The organism is Komagataeibacter nataicola (genome assembly GCF_003207795.1).
In the GTDB taxonomy this organism is placed as follows: Bacteria; Pseudomonadota; Alphaproteobacteria; order Acetobacterales; family Acetobacteraceae; genus Komagataeibacter; species Komagataeibacter nataicola.
Map to the genome: position 1 here is coordinate 49,761 of NZ_NIRT01000017.1, position 16,728 is coordinate 66,488.

General features: G+C 63.1%; 14 protein-coding genes and 2 tRNA genes. 3 read left to right on the forward strand and 13 right to left on the reverse strand.

All coding sequences use genetic code 11. The features are described 5' to 3' along the window. From bcsA to CDI09_RS10620, 5 genes are all read right to left on the reverse strand, one after another. Positions 1-2,265 (reverse strand): UDP-forming cellulose synthase catalytic subunit, encoded by a 2,265-nt coding sequence (bcsA, locus tag CDI09_RS10600; RefSeq protein ID WP_110571320.1) that lies wholly within the window; start codon positions 2,263-2,265, stop codon positions 1-3. A 178-nt stretch (positions 2,266-2,443) separates the two neighbouring features. Further along, positions 2,444-3,484 carry a ribonuclease E domain-containing protein gene (locus CDI09_RS10605; protein ID WP_249034018.1) on the reverse strand — a complete coding sequence of 347 codons (1,041 nt, stop codon included), beginning with the start codon at positions 3,482-3,484 and terminating at the stop codon, positions 2,444-2,446. Beyond that, entirely contained in the window at positions 3,481-4,530 is a 1,050-nt protein-coding gene (locus tag CDI09_RS10610) for a glycosyl hydrolase family 8 (RefSeq protein ID WP_236944487.1), read from the reverse strand. The genes CDI09_RS10605 and CDI09_RS10610 overlap by 4 nt, the downstream gene beginning before the upstream one ends. A 635-nt stretch (positions 4,531-5,165) precedes the next feature. Continuing rightward, positions 5,166-5,241: transfer RNA gene (locus tag CDI09_RS10615), tRNA-Glu, on the reverse strand. A 76-nt stretch (positions 5,242-5,317) separates the two neighbouring features. Then, positions 5,318-5,671, reverse strand: a complete 354-nt coding sequence (locus CDI09_RS10620) for a hypothetical protein (protein WP_110571321.1) — start codon at positions 5,669-5,671, stop codon at positions 5,318-5,320. A 48-nt stretch (positions 5,672-5,719) separates the two neighbouring features. Here CDI09_RS10620 and CDI09_RS10625 point away from each other — a divergent pair, with 48 nt between their 5' ends. Together CDI09_RS10625 and rpoH are read left to right on the forward strand one after the other, a co-directional pair. Continuing rightward, on the forward strand, positions 5,720-6,691 hold the full coding sequence (locus tag CDI09_RS10625) for an RluA family pseudouridine synthase (RefSeq protein ID WP_078526494.1): 972 nt from the start codon (positions 5,720-5,722) through the stop codon (positions 6,689-6,691). Positions 6,692-6,934: 243 nt separating this feature from the next. Continuing rightward, positions 6,935-7,831, forward strand: a complete 897-nt coding sequence (gene rpoH / locus CDI09_RS10630; RefSeq protein WP_078526493.1) for an RNA polymerase sigma factor RpoH — start codon at positions 6,935-6,937, stop codon at positions 7,829-7,831. A 206-nt stretch (positions 7,832-8,037) separates the two neighbouring features. Here the strand turns inward: rpoH and CDI09_RS10635 are convergent, their stop codons facing one another. The 5 genes from CDI09_RS10635 to argC form a co-directional block, all read right to left on the reverse strand. After that, positions 8,038-9,327, reverse strand: coding sequence for an adenylosuccinate synthase (locus CDI09_RS10635; RefSeq protein WP_078528044.1), 1,290 nt, complete (start codon positions 9,325-9,327; stop codon positions 8,038-8,040). A gap of 88 nt (positions 9,328-9,415) precedes the next feature. After that, entirely contained in the window at positions 9,416-10,567 is a 1,152-nt protein-coding gene (locus tag CDI09_RS10640) for an ATP phosphoribosyltransferase regulatory subunit (RefSeq protein ID WP_078528042.1), read from the reverse strand. Between the two features lie 81 nt (positions 10,568-10,648). Continuing rightward, complete coding sequence (locus CDI09_RS10645; protein WP_078526490.1) at positions 10,649-11,821, reverse strand: phosphoserine transaminase; 1,173 nt, start codon at positions 11,819-11,821, stop codon at positions 10,649-10,651. A 66-nt stretch (positions 11,822-11,887) separates the two neighbouring features. Next, positions 11,888-11,971: transfer RNA gene (locus CDI09_RS10650), tRNA-Leu, on the reverse strand. Positions 11,972-12,047: 76 nt separating this feature from the next. Continuing rightward, positions 12,048-12,983 (reverse strand): N-acetyl-gamma-glutamyl-phosphate reductase, encoded by a 936-nt coding sequence (argC, locus tag CDI09_RS10655; RefSeq protein ID WP_078526488.1) that lies wholly within the window; start codon positions 12,981-12,983, stop codon positions 12,048-12,050. A gap of 95 nt (positions 12,984-13,078) precedes the next feature. Between argC and mazG the strand changes: the two genes are divergently transcribed. Then, entirely contained in the window at positions 13,079-13,873 is a 795-nt protein-coding gene (mazG, locus tag CDI09_RS10660; protein ID WP_078526486.1) for a nucleoside triphosphate pyrophosphohydrolase, read from the forward strand. A gap of 91 nt (positions 13,874-13,964) precedes the next feature. On the opposite strand, the gene CDI09_RS10665 is transcribed toward mazG, so the two are convergent. The 3 genes from CDI09_RS10665 to hfq form a co-directional block, all read right to left on the reverse strand. Then, complete coding sequence (locus CDI09_RS10665; protein WP_078526484.1) at positions 13,965-14,801, reverse strand: inositol monophosphatase family protein; 837 nt, start codon at positions 14,799-14,801, stop codon at positions 13,965-13,967. A gap of 234 nt (positions 14,802-15,035) precedes the next feature. Next, entirely contained in the window at positions 15,036-16,346 is a 1,311-nt protein-coding gene (hflX, locus tag CDI09_RS10670) for a GTPase HflX (RefSeq protein WP_078526482.1), read from the reverse strand. After that, complete coding sequence (gene hfq / locus CDI09_RS10675; RefSeq protein ID WP_078526480.1) at positions 16,343-16,621, reverse strand: RNA chaperone Hfq; 279 nt, start codon at positions 16,619-16,621, stop codon at positions 16,343-16,345. Before hfq ends, hflX begins: the two co-directional genes overlap by 4 nt. Positions 16,622-16,728: the final 107 nt, after the last annotated feature.

The following is a 16,728-nucleotide window of genomic DNA, read 5'->3' on the forward strand; positions in this document are numbered from 1 at the left end:
TCACGAGGCCGCACGGCTGATCTTTCCTTCCTGTGTCTGTCCACTATGGATGGTTGTGGGCTCCCTGCGCTCAACCGGTAGTTCAAGTGGTTTCTTTTTTGGACGACTATTGGCCATCATTTTGCCTTTGTTGCGGAACAGCGCCTTAATGCTGAGCAGCAGGCTCCACAGGCTGCGTAGCGGTCTGTCATCCTCATAATTGTTCCATTGCAGCCAGGCATCGGCCCGCCCGAACACGAAGCGAACAATATCGCGTTCCGTATCAAGGTCATTATTGTCCCATGTGAACACGGCCTTGCCATTCTTGCAGCGCAGCATGGTGGCGGGAATGTCGATCTCCTCGCCATCAAGCACGGCATGGATACGTGTCTTGATGTGCCCCGTGCTGGTATCGGGCCAGGGCATGTGGACGGCAACACCACCCATGGAAACATCCTGGGTCATGCCGGGCGTCGCATTATGATAGGTATTGGGCTGCCCCTCGGCAGGCGCTTCATAAACCGTTACCGGGATATGCGCCTCGATACGATGGTTGTAGCGGACCTGCTTGGTCTCACGCCCCACGGCGATGGCGGCAAGGAGGATCATGAGACTGATCGCCGCCCAGACGCAGTTCAGTGCGTAAGCACGGATGGCGATGCCATCGAGCTGGGTGTAGTGGAAGGTCAGCTCGAACAGACCGATCAGCAGGCCACCCCCCATGATGGTGGCAAAGATGATGTTGGGGTAGGTCGCGCCAAGATCAAACTCTTCCTGCTCCAGCACGCCCCCCTTTTCCGTCACGTTGAACTTGCCCTTGGAGGGGAACAGCATGGTGATGATGGTCACGCGCACCAGGAACAGCGCCATGGTGGTTTCGTACACTTCACTCCAGAACGAATAGCGCCAGCCCTTGTTCCCCTTGGCGGCGGTTGCGATGGAGTGGAACATATGCGGAATGGCGTAAGCCGCCACGGCCAGCGGCGAAGCGGCGATGATGTTCTGGCCCGCGAACAGGAACGCCAGCGGCGAGGCAAGGAAGATGACGCGCGGAATGGCGAAGAAGAACGACGTCATGGCCGAAAGATAGCAAAGCCGCTGCCCCAGCTTCAGCCCCCGCCCGAGCATCGGATTATCCACGCGGAAGATCTGGATCATGCCGCGCGCCCAGCGCATGCGCTGGCCGATATGGGTTGTCAGCCGCTCGGTGGCCAGACCACTGGCAACAGGAATGCGCAGGTAAGCCGTGGACCAGCCACGGCGCTGCATGCGCAGGGCGGTATGGGCATCTTCCGTCACGGTTTCAACCGCGAAGCCGCCGATCGATTCAATGGCCTCACGCCGCAGGATGGCGCACGAGCCGCAGAAGAAGGTGGCATCCCAGAAGTCGTTACCATCCTGAATAACGCCATAGAACAGGTTGCCTTCCGGCGGGGTGCGGTAGCCCACGGCCAGGTTACGCTGGAACGGATCGGGAGAATAGAAGTGATGCGGCGTCTGCATCAGGGCAATCTTGCGGTCAGCGACCATCCACCCCATGGCGATCTGCAGGAACGCGCGTGTCGGAATATGGTCACAATCCAGGATGAGAATATAATCGGCAAAGGTCTGCTTAATGGCGTGGTTCAGGTTACCCGCCTTGGCGTGCGCACTGTCGACGCGCCCGATGTAGAGAGCGCCGCACTCCTCGGCAAACTGCTCGAATTCGGGGCGCACGCCATCATCGAGGATATAGACATTCACTTTATCGGGCGGCCAGTCGATGCCCAGCGCGCCCAGCACGGTCAGGCGCACGATGCTCAGCTGTTCATCATAGGTCGGAATGAAGATATCGACGGTCGGCCAGTCATCAACATTGTCAGGCAGGGGCAGCGGCGCGCGATGGAGCGGCTGGATTGTCTGGAAATAACTGAGAAACAGCATGTACAGGGCATAAAGCTCGGCAGTGAGCAGGATTACGCCCAGCCCGCCCTGAATCCATGTATCGAAGTCCAGCGTTTCGGTCAGGCGCCATGTGAGGTAACGCAGGGAGACCAGCGCCGAGAGCACCTCGAGAAAGATCTGGGTGCGCCGGCTCTTGCGCCGTCCGACAATGAAAAAGACGAGCACACACACAACTGCCACACTTAGCTGCTCATAGTTGGACAGCGTGACCGTGGTTGCGGCGATAAGTGCACAAAGCCCCAGCGCTCCAACTATATAGTTGGCCCCACGCAGTGACAGTATCTTGTTGGAAAAGCGGTCTAGCCTACTCTCCGCGGGTACTGGCGACTGAACCTCTGACATCAATAGCTCGTCCGATAATAAATACTGAAAAAACAGATCGTTATATATTCAAAAGAAAACCGTCAGACGCATTTGGTCCGTCATGTCGCCTTTCGGCCCGCAGCATATGCGGAACGGGGAAAGACCTTCCCCCTTCTTTCCTTTGGCAGGCCGGGGGCTGGCTGCCCCCGGCACGGTTTCAGGATTCGCCGTTTGCGTCTTCACGCTTGCGCAACAGGGCATCACGCAGGCTGGGCTTGGGCACCAACCGGTCCGTGGCCCGACCGCCAAGGGTCATGAACACTTCGGTCAGGGTAGGAGAATTGTCGGTCGGCGCGGGGCGGCCAGCCTGGCTGCCATTCGGGGAACTCTTGTCGACTTTGGTCATTGTGGTCACCTTGGAAACAGGTTTTGAAACAGGCCGGGACACCGGCGCCGACTGGAACAGCCTTGCTGCGGGCGTCCGCTCGCTTCCCGCGCCGAAAAAGAATCCAGGCCCTGTCAAACGCTGCCCACGCTGCTGCTGGGCCTTGGGCACGGGGGCCCAGTCCTCCACCGCGATGGGGGACGGCGCCGAAGCCACGCCAGAAGCCGGCGCAGGACGGGGGGCCATGAAGGAAGACACCGTGGGCCTCGGCGTTACGGGCGGCACTGTGGGCCGCTCCTGCCTGACGGGCGGGGTCACCGCTGCGGTCGGCGGCGCGACCTGCGCCACGGGGGCTGCGGCTGGCTGTGGCGGGGCCTCATATTCCGGAACCGCTACGGTTTCGGCATGGGTGGCTGCATATATCTCGGGTTCGGCTGCTGGCGTATCGTCATGCGAGACATAAGGCTCGGGCTCGGGCGCGGCCTGTTCAGGTTCCGGCTCGGGCGCTGACTGCGTGGCATAGGCATCATGCGCGGCAGGCGTATATGCCGTTTCCCCGTAATGCTGCACCTGCCCTGCTGTCTCGGCAGGTGCGACCTCAGGCGCTGACGGGGTGGAATAGGGTTCATTGTAGGAAGAAACGGGATGCTGCGACGTTTCTTCAGCAGCATGCGCGTGCTCGGTCGCCACGGCCTGCTGCGCCACGCTGGACTCGTCGTGCCTGACCTGTGGCTTGGGCGGACGCTTCTGCTTGAAAGGGCGGTAGTGAAAACCTGCGCTGCTGACACCATAGCCATCCGTCAGCATGCGATCGACATCCTGCTGGCTGTCGGTATTCACCTGCGTTCCCGCTTCCTTTTCAGGTGTGCTCACATTCCATCTCCCTGGTTCCGGGCGATATAGGCCAGCATCGTCAACGCTGCCGAATAATAATCGGGCGCATGGTCAAGCGTGGGCAGTTCACCTGCTGATGCCAGACCCGTGCATGACGCCACCGCCAGATAGCCCGGCGGCGCATTATAGGGCGAGCGCGCGCCATTGGTCAGATCAACCCAGCCCGGCAGGGCGGACGCGCCAAAATGGTTCCAGAACCGGGCGAAATCCGCTTGCAGATCCGGGGTCAGCATATGTGCCCAAGCCAGATAGAGCGGCACGCGAATCGCATCATACGAGAAACGCGGCGGCCAGCCCTTGGCAATGGAGAAAGCGTTGGTGTGCAGGTTGATCGAAAGCCAGTCCGGCGGGAGCTTCCACTCACCGAATCGCCCTTTGGCGATGATCTTCAGCCCGTCGCCCATCACCTTGGTCCACTGCGCATCCCCCGTGAGCGCGAAGGCCTGCATGAGGGAAGGCATGACATAATAGGACAGGTTCAGCGTCACCGCATCCTTGGTGAGAAACCCGACAGCGCCCGGCAGCAGCACCGTATAGGGGCCGACGGTCTTGGTCATGAGCTTCAGCACATCGCCATAGATGTCCATAGCGTCCTGAATGAAGTCTGCGCGCTTCCAGCGCTTGCCGGCCCATGCCAGGCCGAGGGCGATGAGCAGGTCGCCATCGGTTGCGTTGTTCTTGTCGGCCACGGGCGGGTTGTGCCCATCAAGGTAACGCCAGGAGAACAGGGCGTCATCCTTGTGCTGCAGGTTGGTGCGCGCCCAGACCCAGATCGCCTCGAACGCTGTCCGGTCGCCTGCCGCAGCGGAGAAGAGCATGCCATAGCCCTGCCCTTCGCTGTGGGATTCGCCACTATTGCCCGTATCGACAATGCGCCCGTCGGGACGGAAATACTTGCTGCGGAAAATGGCCCATTGCTGGGCGATCTGTGGATTTACGCCGATGGCGTCATCGGCTTCAGCGGCAGAAAGCACGGGAAGGCTGCCAGCCACCGCCATGGCGGACAGAAAAGAGCGGCGCCCCATTCCGGATACATGTTTTTGCAGCTTCATAAAATCCAACAGCATCTACCACCACACCCTCAAGAAGTCTGAACCCATGCCACTGCCTGGCTGAGCGCCTGCCGCGCCTTCGATACCCTGCCGTGCCATGACGCCTTAATCGGAAACTCCTCCATCCTGCAAGTCGCAGACGACCATTCCGGGACAGACTTTATTACTGAAAAAGGACCATAACGTCTCTCCCCCCGGCGGCGAAACCGCCACCAGCACCACAACCGGCTACAGGGCGGGAGAAGTTGCATTTTTGTCACGCAGAGGCAAATGGCCCCCTACAAAAACCGTTGATACTTCCTAAGGAAATTAAAGAAGAGACCTATGGCGAATGACCGCTGTTCACTATGCTGCCATATTTCGCAAAATTAAAAGACGGAAAATATTTTTAAATTTCAAACCAGCTTGATCTGAATCAATGCTTTTTGGAGAACGGGCCGCCGCAGTATATAAGATGCCTTTATTATATATTAATATATAATAAATTGCCTTGCCATAGCGTATCCACCCTTCTCGCAAAAATATTTGCTACAAACGGCAGTACATACGAAAAACCCGCCTTGCGGCGCGTTTTTATTCAGTCGGTCTTTTATTCAGCCAGAATGGACTGGCGTCCCGTAGGGGATTCGAACCCCTGTTGCCGCCGTGAGAGGGCAGTGTCCTAGGCCTCTAGACGAACGGGACAAAAGGCCGGTAGCCGCCTTCTAGGCGATGTTGCGGAGGCATGCAAGCAAAGAATCACGCCCCCGCGCTTTTCTGTTTACGGCTGCCCCAGCACGAGGCGCGCCGTGATGCGCCGCGCCGCCGGATCCCACACGATTATGCGCTCGGCCACGCCGCCGCCCGTCAGCGCCACGGCCAGCAGCCCGTCCGCCCGCGCGGTGACCGAACGCACGGCCGTGCCGGGTGGCTCGTCAACCACAAGCGCTGCCTGTGCCGGCATGTCCGGCCCGGCCACCACAGGCCCTGCCACGGCCATCGTGGCCGCTGGCGGGGGGGCAGGATGCATCATGCGATGCACCAGCACCCCTACCAGCGCCAGCGACCCGAGGAACAGCAGAACCCCCATGCCGATCACTGCGGCGAGCAGCGCGCGCGATCCCTGTTTTTCCATTCCGTGCTTTCCGTTCCCGAATACCGTTTTTTCCGATAGACACATGCCATGAATGACACTGCCCCCCCTGCCCCGATCATCGCCACCGCCGATGATGCAGGCCAGCGTACCGACCGTTTTCTTGCCAACGCGGTCGAAAGCCTTTCGCGCTCGCGCGTCAAGTCCCTTATGGAAAGCGGGCACCTGCTGCGCAATGGCGATCCGCTGCGCGACCCGGCCGAACCCGTACGGGCAGGCATGTGTTATGAAATTCACATCCCCCCCGCAATCCCCGCAACGCCGCAGGGTCAGGACATCGCGCTCACCATATTATACGAGGACCGCGACCTGATCGTGCTCGACAAGCCCGCCGGCATGGTGGTGCACCCCGCGCCGGGCAATGAAGATGGCACGCTGGTCAACGCCCTGCTCGCCCATTGCGGCGAGAGCCTGACCGGCATTGGCGGCGAAAAACGCCCAGGAATCGTGCATCGGCTGGACAAGGACACATCGGGCATCATGGTCGCCGCCAAGACCGAAATGGCGCATCAGGCCCTGTCACTCGCCTTCGCCGAGCGGCGGATCGACCGCGCTTACGAGGCCCTGTGCTGGGGCATCCCCACACCGGGAAGCGGGTCGTTCGATGGCGCGATCGGGCGCGACAGGCGCGACCGCAAGCGCATGGCGGTGGTAACAGGCGGCAGCGGCAAACATGCGCTCACCCATTACCGGATTCTCAATACCTTCCACGGCGGCGTTGCGCATGTGGAATGCAGGCTGGCCACCGGGCGCACGCACCAGATCCGGGTGCATTTTGCCCATGCCGGGCATGCGCTAGTGGGCGACCCGGTCTATCTGCGCCGCATTCCCGCCGCCGCCCGTGCCCTGCCCCCCACGGCCAAGACCGCAGCACTGGATTTTGGCCGCCAGGCGCTGCATGCGCGCAGGCTGGGCTTCATCCACCCGCGCAGCGGGGCCGAGATGCTGTTTGAAAGCGCGCCGCCGGAAGACTTCCGCCAGCTTCTGGCCGATATTGCCTGATTAACAGGCATATTCATTGACAGGAGCAGGAACAATGCCTATGTTCGGTGATTGTTCGCCGGGGCCGACGCCCCCAGGCTAACTGGACGTCCTGTATGGAACTGCCCAGGATGGGGGTTGCATGCAGGGACGTGAGAAGTCCAGTCGTGCGTCTAGCAGAGTGATGATGCAACCCGCCCGGTCACAATGACGTTGAGCCGGATTACAGCTGCCCCCATCCCTCTGGTACAGGAGTCCGTTGCAATGGCCTCTTCTGCTCTTATTTCCGGTCCCGAAAACAACCTGTCCAAATACCTTCGGGATATCCGCAAATTCCCCATGCTCTCCCCCGAGGAGGAGCTTCGCCTTTCACACCGCTGGAAGGACAAGGGCGATACCGAAGCCGCCCACAAGCTTGTCACCTCCCACCTGCGCCTCGTGGCCAAGATCGCCATGGGCTATCGCGGCTATGGCCTGCCGGTGGGCGAGCTGATCAGCGAAGGCAATATCGGGATGATGCAGGCCGTGCGCCGCTTCGACCCCGATCGGGGTTTCCGCCTGGCCACATATGCCATGTGGTGGATCCGTGCCGCGATACAGGAATACATCCTGCATAGCTGGTCACTGGTGAAGATCGGCACAACCGCCGCCCAGAAAAAACTTTTCTTCAACCTCCGTCGCCTCAAGGGCCAGATGCAGGCCATTGATGATGGTGACCTCCAGCCCGAACAGGTCAACAAGATTGCCCAGTCCCTCGGCGTGCCCGAGCAGGACGTGGTGAACATGAACCGCCGCCTTGCCGCCCCCGACCACAGCCTGAACGCGCCGCTGCGCATGGATGGCGAGGGCGAATGGCAGGACTGGCTGGTGGATGACAACGACAACCAGGAACAGACCCTGGCCGAGAGCGAGGAATATTCCGGCCGTCAGGCGCTTCTGGCCAACGCCATGAAGTCGCTCAACGACCGCGAGCGCCATATCCTGACCGAACGCAGGCTCAAGGACGAACCGGCCACGCTCGAAGAACTATCGCATGTCTATAACATCTCGCGCGAGCGGGTGCGCCAGATCGAGGTCCGCGCCTTTGAAAAGGTGCAGGCCGCGATGAAGGCGGAAGTCGCCTCACGCCGCGCCCGACATACCGAAGGGGCGGAAGCCTGAAATAAAGGCGACGTTCTTTAACGATTTACCAAAAACTCTTAAAATTAAAGCCCCGTGCGCCAATGGCTACGGGGCTTTTTCTTTAAAGATACTATAGATTTCGGGAACAATAAGACGTTTCTGGTGAAGCTTCTTTCAAAAAACTTCAAAGAAATGCTGCCTTCCCAGAAGAAAGGCAGCACCCATAAACTTCTATTCGATCCCGATCAGTCCTCGAACGGGTCGCGCATCAGGATGGTGTCGTCGCGTTCGGGGCTGGTGGAAAGCAGGGTCACTGGCGCCTCCACTAGTTCCTCGATGCGGCGGACATACTTGATGGCCTGCGCAGGCAGCTCGGCCCAGGAGCGCGCGCCCTTTGTGCTGTCCTTCCAGCCTTCCATCGTCTCGAACACCGGGCGGATGCGCTGCTGCGCGCCGGGAGCCGAGGGGAAGTGCTTCGTGGTCTTGCCGTCGAGTTCGTAGCCCACGCAGATGCTGATCTCGTCCAGCCCGTCGAGCACATCAAGCTTGGTCAGGGCCAGGCCATTGACACCGCCCACGCGCACCGCGCGACGCACCAGCACCGCATCAAACCAGCCGCAACGGCGGGGGCGCCCCGTTACGGTGCCGAATTCATGCCCGCGCTCGCCCAGCGTGCGGCCCATGTCATCATGCAGTTCGCTGGGGAACGGCCCCTCGCCCACGCGGGTGGTGTAGGCCTTGGCAATGCCCAGCACGAAACCGACGCTCGTCGGCCCCACGCCAGCACCCGTGCCCGCATTGGCGGCCACGGTGTTCGACGAGGTCACATACGGGTAGGTGCCGTGATCCACGTCGAGCATCACCGCCTGCGCGCCCTCGAACAGGATGCGCGAGCCGCCACGGCGGCTGTCATCGAGCAGGTCCCACACGGGCGCCATGAAAGGCAGCACGCGGGGGGCTACAGTGTTGAGGAAGTCGAGCAGTTCCTGCTTGGTGAAGGTCTCGGCACCCAGCCCCTTGAGCAGGGTGTTGTGGTGCAGCAGCAGTTCATCGAGCTTCCAGTCCAGCGTTTCCGGCTCGGCCAGATCACACAGGCGGATGGCGCGACGGGCGACCTTGTCCTCATAGGCGGGGCCGATGCCGCGCCCGGTGGTGCCGATCTTGCGCTCGCCGCGGGCGGCCTCACGCGCACGGTCAAGCGCGCCATGCACGGGCAGGATCAGGGGCGCGTTTTCAGCGATTTTCAGTGTCTCGGGCGTAACCTTCAGGCCCTGTGCCGTCACGCGGTCGATTTCCTTGAGCAGCGCCTCGGGGTCAACCACCACGCCATTGCCGATCACGCCCATCTTGCCGCGCACCAGGCCTGAAGGCAGCAGGGAGAGCTTGTAGGTCTGCTCACCCACAACCAGCGTGTGGCCCGCATTGTGGCCACCCTGAAAGCGCACGACCACATCGGCGCGGCTGGCCAGCCAGTCCACAATCTTTCCCTTGCCCTCGTCACCCCACTGGGTGCCGATCACGGTGACGTTGGACATTTCATGCTCCTTGATATGCTGCCCGGTGGCCACTGCGCGGCCAGCCGGAAAAACGGGGTCGGTTCAGAAAAAGAAATCGGTTGAAACTTCAGGCGTCATCAACCGGCACGAGCTGGCCATCCACCACCACCAGCGTGCAGGCCAGCAGGGCCGCCTGCGCCAGCGGGTCTTCATCCGGCCCGAGGGCGCTGACCGTGGCATAGCCTGCCGCCCGCAGGGCTGCCGCCTTTTCCGCCGGCGTGCCCCACGGCAGGAAGATGCGCGTGCGGCTGGGCAGGGGCGGCGCCGCGCGCAGGATGATGTCAGGCCGCAGGGTAATGCCACAGGCCGGTTCATCATCATTGGACAGGTAGCGCCCGCCCCGGCCCAGCTCTTCACGCTGGCCTGCGGCATAAACGCTCACGCACACGCCGGTATGATACTGCCAGCCCCGGAACTCCACCGGGTCCACCGTCAGGCGGATACCGGGCACGCGGGTCTCGATGGCGGCCACGGTGGCGGCCAGCCGCTCGCTCAGCGCACGCACGGCGGGCGGCAGGTCAACCGCCGCGAGTTCCGCCAGCGCGCCGTGCGCCGGGCCTGCCGCGTGCAACAGGCGGGTCAGCACATTGGCCAGATCGCCGCCATGCCGCGCCACGGCGGCGGCATCCTTGCGGTCAAGCGCGCGCATGAGCGTGCCCCGCACATGCCCTTCGAACCCGCCCGCATCGAGCAGGGCGGTGGTGAGCGCTGGCATGGTCAGGTCGAACGAAACACCGCGCACCTGCAACGTGGCCAGGCACTCGGCGGCGAGGGCCACGATTTCCGCATCCGCATGCGGGCCATCGGGGCCGATCAGTTCCACGCCTGCCTGCGATATCTGCCGATCCCCCTCGCCCCGGTTGCTGGCCATGAGAACGCACGGCCCGGCATAGGACAGGCGCAGCGGGCGCGGCATGTCAGGCAGGCGCGTTGCGGCAATGCGGGCGATCTGGGGCGTGATGTCGGGCCGCAGGGCCATCATCCGCCGCGTATCGGGGTCCATCAGGCGGAAGGTCTGCGCCGCCACCGCCGCCCCCGAGCCGGACAGCAGGGTGGTCTCGAATTCCAGCAGCGGCGGGGTCACGCGGTCATAACCATGGGCCGCGAACACGCGCATCAGGGTCTCGACACCCGCAGCCTCGGCCTCGGCCTCGGGGGGGAGCCGGTCCACGAACCCGGCTGGCAGAAGGGCTGGGTTGAACGGCGGGTCATCAGTCATGGCAGGCCTATCGTGCTGCATCATGCCCGCGGGCACGCAGCCGGGGCATGATGGATCGGACATGGAAGGAGAATGTAAGGATCAGGCGTGTTCGCGCCGCACCTGCTCATAAGCCCAGTCAAGCCACGGCAGCACGGCCACGAGGTCTGCTGTCTCGACCGTGGCCCCACCCCACAGCCGCAGGCCCGGCGGGGCATCGCGGTAGCTGCCCACGTCCAGCGCCACACCTTCCTGGCCCAGCAGGGCGACAATCTTCTTCGCCGCCGCCGTCTGCGCTGCGTGATCGAGTGCTGTAAACCACGGGGCGACAATGCGCAGGCAGATGGCCGTGCTCGAGCGGTGCCTGGGGTTGGGTGCGAGGAACCGCGCCCAGTCGGACTCCGCTTCCCATGCGGCAATCGCAGCCAGATTGGCTTCGCTGCGCGCAATCAGCCCTTTCAGCCCGCCAATGCCCTCGGCCCATTTCAGGCCATCGAGCGCATCTTCCACGCACAGCATGGAGGGCGTGTTGATGGTATCGCCCCTGAAGATGCCTGCGATCAGGCCCTTGCTGTTGGTCAGGCGGAATATCTTGGGCAGCGCGCGGGGGGCTGGCGTGGACACCAGCCGCTCCACCGCGCGCGGTGACAGCGCCAGCATGCCATGGGCCGCCTCGCCGCCCAGCACCTTCTGCCATGACCATGTCACCACATCGAGCTTCTCCCACGGCAGATCCATGGCGAAAGCGGCGGATGTGGCATCACAGATCACCAGCCCGTCGCGCTGCGTGGGAATGGCGGCATCATAGGGCAGGCGCGCGCCCGATGTGGTGCCATTCCAGGTCAGCACCACGTCACGCGACCAGTCCACCTGCGCCAGATCCGGGATCTCGCCGTAATCGGCCTTGAGCACGCGGGCATCGGGCAGTCTGAGCTGGGCGATGATGTCATTGGCCCATGTGGCGGAGAAGCTCTCGAACGCCAGAACGTCCACCGGGCGCGTGCCCAGGATGGACCACAGCACCATCTCGACGGCGCCGGTATCGGATGCGGGCACGATACCGAGCACCCAGTCCTCGGGCATGCCCAGCATGGCGCTGGAGCGGGTAATGACCTCGTTGAGCCGTGCGCGCCCCTCGGTCGAGCGGTGCGAGCGCCCCACCAGCGCATCCGACAGGGCATGGAGCGACCACCCCGGGCGCTTGGCGCACGGACCGGAGGAAAAGCGCGGATTGGCAGGCCGCACGGACGGCTTTGCAGTAAGGGCTTCAGGCAAGGGAGATAACGTCCTGTTCGCGACACGGGCATTGGCACGGCAACACCGCCAACCGGTGCGCCAGACTGGTGCGAGAGGGGGGATTCGAACCCCCATGCCTTTCGGCGGTCGATTTTGAGTCGACTACGTCTACCGTTCCGTCACTCTCGCATACAGGCACCCCGCCCGGAGCGGGACGGATGATACCACGGCAATCAGTCCTTGGACGTCTTGCGGACCCGCTATATCACACCGGCGGCGGCGGCTCCAGTCCCAGCATCAACGCCAGATTCTGGATCGCGGCACCCGAGGCGCCCTTGCCCAGATTGTCCAGCCGCGCGGTCAGGACGGCCTGGCCCAGCTCCTCATTCCCATGCACGCGCAGTTCCATCCGGTCGGTGCCCGCCAGCGCATCGGCCACCAGCTTGCCGCAGGGTTCGGCCACGCTGACACGGTCAGAACCGGCATAATGCGCGGCCAGCACCGCATGCAGGTCGGCAAGACTGACATTGCCGGGCAGCAGGTCGAGATGCAGCGGCACGGACACGATCATCCCCTGCGCAAAATGCCCGACCGAGGGCACGAACAGCGGTAGCTGCGCAAGGCCGGCATACAGCTTCATTTCCGGGATGTGCTTGTGGGCAAGCCTCAGCCCGTACAGCTCGAACGCGGGGCCGCCCTCACGCTCATGCGCCTCGATCATGCTGCGGCCGCCGCCGCTGTAGCCGCTCACGGCATTGACCGTGATGGGGTAGTCATCAGGCACCAGCCCGGCCTTGACGAGCGGGCGCAGCAGGCCCACCAGCCCCGTGGGGTAGCAGCCGGGGTTGGACACGCGCGCGGCCTTACGGATACGCCCGGGCTGGGCCGCATCCATTTCGGGGAAGCCGTAAACCCAGGCCGGGTCGGTACGAAACGCGGTGCTGGCATCAAGGATGCGCGGTGCCTCAGCACCCATGCCGTCGGCCATGGCCACGGCTTCCCTGGCTGCCGCATCGGGCAGGCACAGCACCACCACATCGACAGACGCCATCATCTCGCGCCGGGCGTCGGGGTCCTTGCGGCGGGCTGGGTCGATGGAGCGCAGCGTAACCGGCAGATGCCCGAGCCGCTCGCGGATGCCAAGCCCCGTGGTGCCTGCCTCGCCATCGATAAAGACCGTTGCCTGTCCGTCGCTGCTCATGTGCCATCCATCCTGATAAGAACTTCCCGCCCTGCGGTGCGCGATCTATACAAAACCTGCGCCCGACCGCAACATAAACAGGCAGGAACCACCCCATGCAAGACGCAGCTCCCCCCCTTCAACGCCTGCTCGACATCATGGCCCGCCTGCGCGACCCCGAGAGCGGCTGCCCGTGGGACCAGGCGCAGGATTTTGCTTCGATCGCGCCCTACAGCATCGAAGAAGCCTATGAAGTGGCCGACACCATCGCGCGTGAGGACTGGAACGGCCTGCCCGATGAATTGGGCGACCTGCTGCTCCAGGTCGTCTATCACGCGCAGATGGCCGATGAGAAAGGCCTGTTCGACTTCGCCACGGTTGCCACCCTGATTGGTGACAAGATGGTCCGCCGCCACCCCCATGTGTTTGGCGAGGCCGAAGCACAGGCCGGCCAGTGGGAAAACGGCAAGGCGCTCGAACGCCTCGCCCGCAACCGGCGCGGCACGCTTGATGACGTGCCGGTGGGCCTGCCCGCCCTCATGCGCGCGCGCAAGCTCTCGGCCCGTGCCGCCCGCGTGGGGTTTGACTGGGATACGGTGGGCGAGGTCGCCGCCAAGGTAGATGAGGAACTCGATGAACTGAAGGTCGAGCTTGAAAGCGGCGACCGCGAGAAGATCTTCGATGAACTTGGCGACGTGCTGTTCACGCTCGCCACACTGGCCCGCAAGCTGGACATGGACCCCGAGGCCTGCCTGCGCCAGGCCAACGCCAAGTTCACCCGCCGCTTTACCGCCGTCGAGCACGATCTGGCCGACCGGGGACTGGCACTGGCCGATGTGGACGTGAAAACCATGGAAGAGGGCTGGCAGGCGGTGAAACGCCGCGAGCGCGCAGCCGGGGAAAAAGCCTGAAAAATCAAAAGTTTTGGTGAAGCTTTTTTCAAAAAGCTTCGAAAGAACACCGCCTTTTTGAAAAAAGGCGGCACCAAAAAACTTTTATCTTTTATGCCGCCGTCAGCAGCAGGTCGTGCAGCGCCTGCCAGCTTGCGCGGTCAGGCGCATAGAGCAGGCCGCCGCTGCGGTCGGTCACGCGGTAGGGCGAGCCATCAAAATGGGCGCTGTAGCCGCCCGCTTCCTGATGGATCAGCCAGCCCGCCAGATGGTCCCAAGGCAGGGTGCGGTTGAACAGCAGGAAGTGGCAGCGCCCATCAACCAGCATCAGGTATTCATGCGCCGCACAGCGGAAATCCCACGATCCCGCCACCTTGGGCAGGTTATGGGTCACGACATCACGCACCGGGGCGGGCAGGTAGCGCCATGAGGCGTTGCCCGCCATTTCATGCGCGGGCACGGCAGGGGCCACCTGCAGGCGACGGGAGCCGCCCTTGCCATCATCAAGCCACGCGCCATGCCCGCGCGCGGCCACGGTCGCGACATTGCAGATGGGGTCCACAATCACCCCGCCCACGACTTCGCCACCCGATACGGCAGACACCATCACGCCAAACAGCGGCACGCCCGCCGCATAATTGGCGGTGCCATCAATCGGGTCGATTACAAAGGCCAGTTCGGCCGTGGCCAGGCCATCAAGCAGGTCAGGGCTGGCGGCCACCGCCTCCTCCCCCACCACGAGGGCGGTGGGCCATGCGGCCTGCAGGGCCGCGGTCAGGTCGCGCTCGGTGGCTTCATCCGCCACGGTCACGATATCCATCGGCCCGCTCTTGCTGCGGATATCGGCACGGTCAAGGCAACGGAAGGACGGCATGACATGGCGCCGGGCTGCTTCACGCATCATCGCCACCACCTTATGCATATCAGCCAGTGTGATCCGTTGCGTCATTGCTGCCTCCGCCTGTCCGTTGTCCAACCCGTCATTCCTGCGCTGCCGGATGCCATTTTTCCACCCCGCGCCCCATCTGGCCTGTCTCTCCAACAGGCCAGATGGGAAGCCGATCTTGAAAAAATCCCGCAGGCATAAGGAAGTTTCCGGTAAAGCTCTTTTCCGAACGCTTCAGGAAATGCCGCCTTTTTGAAAAAAGGCGGCACCCGAAAACTTTTATTCCCCCCGCAGTTCCTAATCGACCAGGCAGGTTACGAGACGGCCGAACTGCATCTCGAAACGTGCGCGGTTGGCAGGGGAAAGGCGCACGGTCATCTCGGCCCCTTCCTCCCCATCGGCGCGCTCGGTCACCTCGCCATGCTCGTGCAGCCAGGCCATGGCCGCGCCTTCGGTGATCGGCACGCGGTAGCGCACCACTTCCATCGCGCGGGTCATGCGCTCGTCAATCGCGGCCAGCAGGTCGGGCAGGCCATCGCCGGTAATGGCGGAAATGACCACATTACCCGGCCGCGCGCCCACGGCGTCGCGCCCGCCCACGAGGTCGGCCTTGTTCAGCACCTCGATCACGCGGCCCTGCCAGTCGGCCTCGATCGTGCCGTTACGCGCCATACCCTCGAGCACCTCGATCACGTCATTGCGCTGCGATGCGCTATCGGGGTGCGAGACATCACGCACATGCAGGATGATGTCGGCCTCGGCCACCTCTTCAAGCGTGGCACGGAAGGCGGCGATGAGTTCGGTAGGCAGGTCGCTGATGAAGCCCACCGTGTCGGACAGGATCACCCGCCGCCCCGAGGGCAGCTGGATGCCGCGCATGGTGGGGTCGAGCGTGGCGAAAAGCTGGTCCTGCGCATATACGCTCGCCCCGGTCAGGGCATTGAACAGGGTGGATTTGCCCGCATTGGTGTAGCCGACGAGCGCCACGATGGGGAACGGCACCCGCCTGCGGGCCTGCCGGTGCAGGCCGCGCGTGCGGCGTACCTGCTCGAGTTCGCGCTTGAGGCGCACGATCCGGTCGCCGATCATGCGGCGGTCAGCCTCGATCTGCGTCTCGCCGGGGCCGCCGAGGAAGCCGAAGCCACCGCGCTGGCGCTCAAGATGGGTCCAGGTGCGCACGAGGCGGCTGCGCTGGTATTCCAGATGGGCGAGTTCAACCTGCAGCGTGCCTTCACGCGTGGCCGCACGCTCGCCAAAGATATCAAGGATCAGCGCGGTCCGGTCGATCACCTTGCAGCCCAGCGCGCGCTCGAGGTTGCGCTGCTGCACCGGGGTAAGCCGGGAATCAATAATGACAACGGTGATGTTGTCGGCCTTGACCGTCTCTTTAAGCGAATCGACCTGCCCGCCGCCAAGCAGGGTGGCGGGCCTGCGGGCGCGCAGAAGCAGCACCGCCTGGCACACCACCACCAGCCCGATGGAGGCGGCAAGCCCTACCGCTTCCTCCAGCCGGGCTTCGGCCGCACGGGCATCATCGTGCCGGTCAGGGCGCTCCCACGGCAGGATGACAGCGGCGCGCGTAGCGGATGAAGGCGCCGCCACCGTCACGACGGGCTGCCATCCGTGGCTGCCGGTTCTTCCGTGTCCTCAGCCGGGGGATCGAACAGGCTGACGGGGGTGGCGGGCATGACGGTGCTGATCGCGTGCTTGTAGACAAGCTGCGTATGCCCGTCGCGCCGCAGCAGGACGGAAAAATTGTCAAACCAGGTGATGATGCCCTGAAGCTTGACGCCATTGACGAGGAAAATGGTGACCGGCGTTTTCGACCGGCGGACGTGGTTGAGAAACACGTCCTGTACATTCTGTGAAGGTTCTTTTGCCACGGCAGGGCCTTATACCAACCATTGTTTGGCCTGACTCACGGGGTACCCATCGGTTTAAAAATGTGATTCATAGGATGCAGACCATTCTCTGAAGGAGGCATTCTGGA

Coding starts and splice junctions, on each gene's coding strand:
- CDI09_RS10635 (WP_078528044.1), bottom strand. CDS start 9,327: ATGTCCAACGTCACCGTGATCGGCACCCAGTGGGGTGACGAGGGCAAG.
- CDI09_RS10610 (WP_236944487.1), bottom strand. CDS start 4,530: ATGGGGCGCCGCTCTTTTCTGTCCGCCATGGCGGTGGCTGGCAGCCTT.
- argC (WP_078526488.1), bottom strand. CDS start 12,983: ATGAGCAGCGACGGACAGGCAACGGTCTTTATCGATGGCGAGGCAGGC.
- CDI09_RS10625 (WP_078526494.1), top strand. CDS start 5,720: ATGAATGACACTGCCCCCCCTGCCCCGATCATCGCCACCGCCGATGAT.
- mazG (WP_078526486.1), top strand. CDS start 13,079: ATGCAAGACGCAGCTCCCCCCCTTCAACGCCTGCTCGACATCATGGCC.
- CDI09_RS10640 (WP_078528042.1), bottom strand. CDS start 10,567: ATGACTGATGACCCGCCGTTCAACCCAGCCCTTCTGCCAGCCGGGTTC.
- CDI09_RS10665 (WP_078526484.1), bottom strand. CDS start 14,801: ATGACGCAACGGATCACACTGGCTGATATGCATAAGGTGGTGGCGATG.
- rpoH (WP_078526493.1), top strand. CDS start 6,935: ATGGCCTCTTCTGCTCTTATTTCCGGTCCCGAAAACAACCTGTCCAAA.
- CDI09_RS10620 (WP_110571321.1), bottom strand. CDS start 5,671: ATGGAAAAACAGGGATCGCGCGCGCTGCTCGCCGCAGTGATCGGCATG.
- bcsA (WP_110571320.1), bottom strand. CDS start 2,265: ATGTCAGAGGTTCAGTCGCCAGTACCCGCGGAGAGTAGGCTAGACCGC.